General features: G+C 73.4%; 5 protein-coding genes and 1 pseudogene. 3 read left to right on the top strand and 3 right to left on the bottom strand.

What is annotated here, in order from left to right:
• Positions 1-480 (top strand): PucR family transcriptional regulator (locus tag VIU94_RS31480; protein WP_331916608.1); only part of this gene is annotated, 480 nt, incomplete at its 5' end.
• Positions 481-495: 15 nt separating this feature from the next.
• Here the strand turns inward: VIU94_RS31480 and VIU94_RS31475 are convergent.
• Both VIU94_RS31475 and VIU94_RS31470 read right to left on the bottom strand, forming a co-directional pair.
• Positions 496-2,358 carry a glycosyltransferase family 1 protein gene (locus VIU94_RS31475; protein ID WP_331916606.1) on the bottom strand — a complete coding sequence of 621 codons (1,863 nt, stop codon included), beginning with the start codon at positions 2,356-2,358 and terminating at the stop codon, positions 496-498.
• Between the two features lie 22 nt (positions 2,359-2,380).
• Positions 2,381-3,082 (bottom strand): RNA polymerase sigma factor, encoded by a 702-nt coding sequence (locus tag VIU94_RS31470; RefSeq protein WP_331916604.1) that lies wholly within the window; start codon positions 3,080-3,082, stop codon positions 2,381-2,383.
• Between the two features lie 275 nt (positions 3,083-3,357).
• On the opposite strand from VIU94_RS31470, the gene VIU94_RS31465 reads away from it, so the two are divergent.
• Complete coding sequence (locus tag VIU94_RS31465; RefSeq protein ID WP_331916610.1) at positions 3,358-4,149, top strand: hypothetical protein; 792 nt, start codon at positions 3,358-3,360, stop codon at positions 4,147-4,149.
• 275 nt (positions 4,150-4,424) lie between these two features.
• Positions 4,425-4,745 carry a protein-tyrosine phosphatase family protein gene (locus VIU94_RS31460; RefSeq protein WP_331916602.1) on the top strand — a complete coding sequence of 107 codons (321 nt, stop codon included), beginning with the start codon at positions 4,425-4,427 and terminating at the stop codon, positions 4,743-4,745.
• On the opposite strand, the pseudogene VIU94_RS31455 reads toward VIU94_RS31460, so the two are convergent.
• Positions 4,742-5,007: pseudogene (locus tag VIU94_RS31455) on the bottom strand (hypothetical protein); the annotation flags it as partial. The gene VIU94_RS31460 and the pseudogene VIU94_RS31455 overlap by 4 nt on opposite strands.

Here is a 5,007-nt window from a genome sequence, read left to right as displayed (position 1 = left end):
GCGCTGCTCGCGGCCGTCCGCGAGCCGCTGTCCGCGGGTCTGGCCGAGGACGGCCGGCTCACCCTGGGCGTCTCGGCGGCCGTGCACTCCGCGGAGGGCCTGCGCGGCGCCCTCGAGGAGGCCCGGCACGCCCGTCGCGTCGCCGCGGCCCGTCCGGGCCGGGTCTGCGCGGCCGGTCACCACGAGCTGGCCTCGCACGTCCTGCTGCTCCCGTTCGTCCCCGACGACGTCCGCCGCGCCTTCACGGCCCGGCTGCTCGACCCACTGCGGGACTACGACCGCCGGCACCGCGCGGAGCTCATCCCCACCCTGGAGGCCTTCCTCGACTGCGACGGCTCCTGGACCCGCTGCGCGACCCGGCTCCACCTGCACGTCAACACGCTGCGCTACCGGGTGGGCCGCATCGAACAGCTGACGGGACGCGACCTGTCCCGCCTGGAGGACAAGCTGGACTTCTTCCTGGCGCTGCGGATGTCGTAGGACACCTGCTTCCCTTCACCGGCCGAGGAAGCCGCTCAGGACCCGGGCGGTCCGGGTTCCGTCGTGGTACGCGTGGGCGAAGGCGACCGACTCGCGGCCGATGCGGGCCGCGGCCTCGCGGTCGGCGAGGAGGGACCGGACGACCTCGTACAACGTGTCGGGGGTGGCGCTCACGATCGGGAGGGCGCCGTCCGTGGCCGCCTTGACCTCGTCGCCGATGGCGGCGACGACGGGGCGGCCCGCGGCCATGGCCTCGACGGCGAACGTGCCGTAGCTGCCGGTGGTGAACTGGTCGAGCACCAGGTCGCAGGTGCGGACCAGTTCACGCATCTCGCTCCAGGGGATGCCTTCGGCGAGCCTGAACTCGATGACGCCTCGGTCGTGCAGTTCGGTGAGGGTCGGCAGGATCCGGTCGCTGCCCTTCGTCCAGCGCTTGGACGGGGCGTGCAGGACGACCGGCCGCTTCCGCTCCATGACCGGGTGCCCGCTCGCCCACGACGCCACGTCGACGACGAGCGGCGCCCAGCCGGCGGTCGGCAGGTCGTCGAGGAGGTCCGGGGTGGTGACGAACAGCGGGAGACCCGCGTCGTCGGCGATCCGCCTGTTCCGCTCGGCGGTGGCCTGGAGTATGTCCGCCACGCCGTCCGGGGCGTCGCGGAAGAGCGAGTAGGCATGTCGCCGCAGGTGGTGGCCCGGGTGGCGGATCTCGCTGCCGTGGGCGAGCAGGGCGACCTTGATCCCGGCCTGCTCCAGCGCTGCCAGGTCTCCGCGCACCGATGTGCCGTTCAGGTGACCGAAGACCGGCATGAAGGCGTCGACGAGGAGGTGGGTGTACCTACTCACGACCCGTTCCAGCTGGGCCAGTTGGACGTTCACATCGCCTAGGCGGGTGACGTCCACGTACACGTCCGCGGGGTAGTCGAAGGTCGACGACAGGCGCTTGTTCATCACCACCTCGACGGAGACGTCCGGATCGTGACGCGTGATCGCCTGCGCGTACGCCGCGCCCTGACCGGCGTGGTTCGCCGGGCCGAGGCCGAGTCTGACCGGGGTGTCGGTCAGCTTCCGCCAGGCCGGTCGACCGTCGGGGGTGTCGGGCTCGGCCTCGCGGATCGCGGCGGGGGTCTCCCGGACCGTCCACGACACCTCCGGCCGTCGGGTGAGCGGGGTCAGGCCGGACACTTCGCGGTACAGCTGCAGCAGTCGGCCGCACTCGGCCGTCTGCGTCGACGCCGTCGCCACCGCGTCGGCGCGGCCGATGAACTCCGCCCCCACCCCCTTCACCTGCGCGTGCGCGTCGTACAGCCACGCGCACCCGCGCCCCGCGCCCTTCAGGCGCGCCGCGCTCTGTGCCGCGGCGACGATCAGCGTCGCGTGGGCGGCGTGGATGACGTTCGGCTCCAGTTCCTCGATCACCGGGCCGTACGCCAGGTCCAGCTCCACCGCCTGCGCCCGGCCGCCGCCCACGGGCGCCGAACGCCTGTGCCGCTGTCGCCACTTGAACACCCGCACGCGGAGCCGGTGCACGGTGCGCCGGGCGTGCAGCAGCGCCTTCAGGAAGGTACGGCGCGTCCCGCCCGCCCACGCGGACTCGGCCGACTTCTGCCGCACCCAGGCGTGGTAGGCCGCGTCACGCCCCGGACGCGGCGCGCGGCGCGCGTTCGCCGCGTGGAGGTACTGGGAGCCCACGGGCACCCGGATCACGTCGATCGGGCCCACCCGGGAGCGCTGGACGCGCGTGGTGTCGCTCCTGCCGATCAGGGCGACGTCCCAGCCGTCACGGGCGGCCGCGACGGCGATCCTCTGTACGCGCCGGTCGCCGGTGATCCCGTCGGCGACGAGCACCGCGAGCCGCGGTCTGCGGGTAGCGGAATCCATGAGTCTCTTCCTCCCGTGCGAGTCAGGCCCGACCGAGCATCCGGCGCGGGCCCCGGGCGGCCGCCGCCCTGTCGAGGAGCCGGCGACGGCCGGGGGCGAGGCGGGCGCGGTCGGGGCGGGACGCGTCGGCGCGGAAGCTCCTCAGCACGTGGATCTCTTCGACGTACGAGCCCCCGGGGAGCACGTCGTCGTACCCGAGCGCGGCCCGCAGCGTGCGCCGCGCCCGGGCGAGCCGGTTGCGTACCGCCACGACGTCGATGCCGAGCGCCTCGGCGACGTCCTGGTCGCCCAAGTCGGCCCAGCCGACGAGCAGTACGGCGTGCCGGTCGCCGGTGGAGAGCCCGGCCAGGGCCGCGGCCAGCGGGGCCCGTAAGGCCCGGTCCGCACGGGACTCCGCGACCGGGTCGTACCCGGACGCGGCGAGGGCCTCCAACGCCTGGACCTCGGTGCGGCGCTGCCGGTCGATGAGCTCGGCGGATATGCCGTACAGCCAGGACCGGGCGCTCGCCCGGTCGGTGTCGAACCGCCGGCGAGTCCTGAAGGCGGTCAGAAAGGTCTCCGTCGTGACGTCGTCGGCGGCCCCGTCCCCGAGCCTGCGCCCGCAGAAGCGGTGTATGTCGGCGGCGTACCGGTGGTACAGCTCGGCGAAGAGCTCGGGATGCGCGAAGGACCGGACGACGACCGCGGCGTCGCCGTTCTCGTCACTCTCCAGCGGGTCGGTCAACGTAGCCTCCGAATCGGGTGCGAACGCGCGCCCTCACGCGCTGCCGGTACCCGTTGTTGCCCGGACGCCCTGATGGGGTTCACCGCCGCCGCCGAACCTGAACCCTGAACAAGATCGCACTGACCGGTAATTCATGTTCGATTACCGGTAAACACCAGGGGATTGTGAATTCATTCACCTAACCCCTTGGCCGGGCGCGCCCGTTCATGCTGAGATTCGTGTCGACTCAACAGCTCAATGGCGCGCTCGGGGAGGGCAATGTGGCGGACACCGCCATGTCTGGTTCCGATTCAAAGGATGGCGACGATCCGTCCCTCGCCTACGGCAAGGAGACGCCCGTACAGACCGCCATATGGCGGCTGCGCTCCCGTGGCTGCTGGACCGACGCGGCCGCCCTGCTCCTCCCCCGCGCCGCCGACGATCCGGCGGCGGCGCTGCAGCGCGCCGCGCTGCTGATCGAGCGGTGTCTGTACACGGAGAAGGGCTGGGCGGAGGCGGAGGAGGCGCTGCGGGCGGCCGAGGCCGTCGCGCACGCCGACGAGGAGCGCGGGGCGGCGGCGTGCGAGCGCGGCTATCTCGCGTACGCCTCGACGCTGTTAGGGGTGCGGGACCGGGCCGACGAGGCGCGGGCGGCGCTGGGCCGGGCGGCCGCGCTGATCGGGCCCTCGGCGCAGGGGAGGCCGCTGCTCGACTTCCGGCGCGGGCTGATCGCGCAGAACCTCGGCGACTCGCCGCAGGCGGCGCGCGCCGCGTACCGCCGGGCGCATGCGGGCGCGACAGCGCAGAACGACACGCTGCTGCTGTCGTCCACCTGGCGACATCTCGCCGGACTGGCGTTGCGCGAGGGCGAGTTGGCGGAGGCACGCCACGGATTCGCGGAGTCGCTGCGGATCCGGGAGGAGCTGGGGTATCTGGTGGGTACGGCCCCGGCGCTGGCCTCGCTCGCGGACACCGAGACAGAGCCGGAGGCGGGGCGGCTGCGGGCCGAGGCCCGCCGGCTGTTCCGGCTGCTGGGCGGGGTGCCGACCTGGCTGGCCGTTCAGCTGACGACCCGTCCGGCGGCCTGAGGCGAGCGCGTACGGGGGCACGGGGCACGGGCAGTCCGCGTTCCGCAGGATCCGCGGTACTCCGGGGGGAGGGAAAGCACATGGTCAGCACGGGTCGACGGGGCGAGGACGTACCCGAACCGGGTACTCCGTGGAGCGAGATCATTCCGGGACTGTGGATGGGGGGCCACTTCTGGGACGACGGTTCGGGAATTCCCCGGCCGGCGGTCGCGGAGAGCGAATTCGCGCTGGTGGTGAGTCTGTTCACTCGTTCGGGTCATGGTCCGGGCCCGGACGTGGAACATCTCGTCCACGAAATCCCCGACAATCCGCTGACGTTCGAACAGCTCGGCTCGGTCCGGGAGGCGGCCGCCCGCACGGCGGCCGCCGTCCGGGACGGCCGGCCCACCCTCGTGCGCTGCTTCGCCGGCTACAACCGCTCCGGCCTGGTGACCGCGCAGGCGCTGATGGACCTGGGGCTCGACGCGGAGGAGGCCATCGCGCTGATCCGCCGCCGCCGGTCGCCGTGGGCGCTGCACAACGAGGTCTTCGTGCAGTACCTGGAGACCGGGCTCGACGTCGCACAGCTGCTGACGGGGCTCGACTCGCCGCTCTAGTCGGGAGTTTGGGCGGGGGCCGGGCGCAGCAGGATCAGGGATTCGTCTGTTCCGACGATCGCCGTGCCGTCGGCGGTGAGCGCGAGGGCGCGCACGGGCGGTCCGGGACGGAACGGCAGCGGGTCGGCGTCGGGGCCGCCGAGCCGGTGCAGCTCGACGAGGCCGTCCGCCCAGGCGACCAGGAGGACCGGGCCGTCCGCACCGGGTGCGGCGGCCAGCGCGACGACCGCGCTGTCGCGTTCCGCGACGGGGGCGGGGCGCG

The organism is Streptomyces sp. (assembly GCF_036566765.1).
Classification (GTDB): domain Bacteria; phylum Actinomycetota; class Actinomycetes; order Streptomycetales; family Streptomycetaceae; genus Streptomyces.
The sequence above is the reverse complement of the archived record's forward strand: the minus strand, read 5'-3'. Positions and strand labels throughout refer to the sequence as shown.

Excerpts from the sequence above, each read along its gene's own strand:
- VIU94_RS31465 (WP_331916610.1), top strand. The coding sequence starts at position 3,358 with ATGTCTGGTTCCGATTCAAAGGATGGCGACGATCCGTCCCTCGCCTAC.
- VIU94_RS31475 (WP_331916606.1), bottom strand. The coding sequence starts at position 2,358 with ATGGATTCCGCTACCCGCAGACCGCGGCTCGCGGTGCTCGTCGCCGAC.